Genomic DNA, 527 nt, shown 5'->3' with positions numbered 1-527 from the left:
GTGTCTCGGTCACGATTGCTCGTGCGATTCACGCTCGCTACAGGTTGAGTATTCGTGTTGCGCCGTATTTCAAGGCAATCTTTCGATCACTTAAAAATACATTGATACAATCACAACCCTGATTCACCTACTCCACACCCATCTCTAAGTGTGTTTCAGATGAATCTCTTTACTACTTCTTCCTGATTGTTAAAGAACGACAGCCGATACGTTTTCACATACCGCTCTGACTGGCTCAATCGCCAATGCAAAAGGTTCTGCTTCGTGCAGAACGCTGTGCATTGAGGATTGGTGGAGGATGACGGGATCGAACCGACGACCCCCTGCTTGCAAAGCAGGTGCTCTCCCAGCTGAGCTAATCCCCCAGTCACACAACTCAAGGGGACTGCCCGTCCACAGACAGTGGTGGGTCTGGATGGATTCGAACCATCGACCCCCGCCTTATCAAGACGGTGCTCTAACCGACTGAGCTACAGACCCCTGAGTCTGTCTTTCTTACAGCCGACAAGTGTGAGCGCTTAAAACGC

The 527-nt window shown here is 50.5% G+C and carries 2 tRNA genes; both read right to left on the bottom strand.

From position 1 onward, the window contains the following. Window positions 1–289 precede the first annotated feature (289 nt). A tRNA-Ala gene (locus M3I54_RS44675) sits at window positions 290–365 on the bottom strand. Between the two features lie 38 nt (window positions 366–403). Continuing rightward, a tRNA-Ile gene (locus M3I54_RS44670) sits at window positions 404–480 on the bottom strand. Between the last annotated feature and the right edge of the window lie 47 nt (window positions 481–527).

It is taken from the genome of Paraburkholderia sp. CNPSo 3274 (assembly GCF_024206475.1).
Taxonomy (GTDB): Bacteria; Pseudomonadota; Gammaproteobacteria; order Burkholderiales; family Burkholderiaceae; genus Paraburkholderia.
The sequence above is the reverse complement of the archived record's forward strand: the minus strand, read 5'-3'. Positions and strand labels throughout refer to the sequence as shown.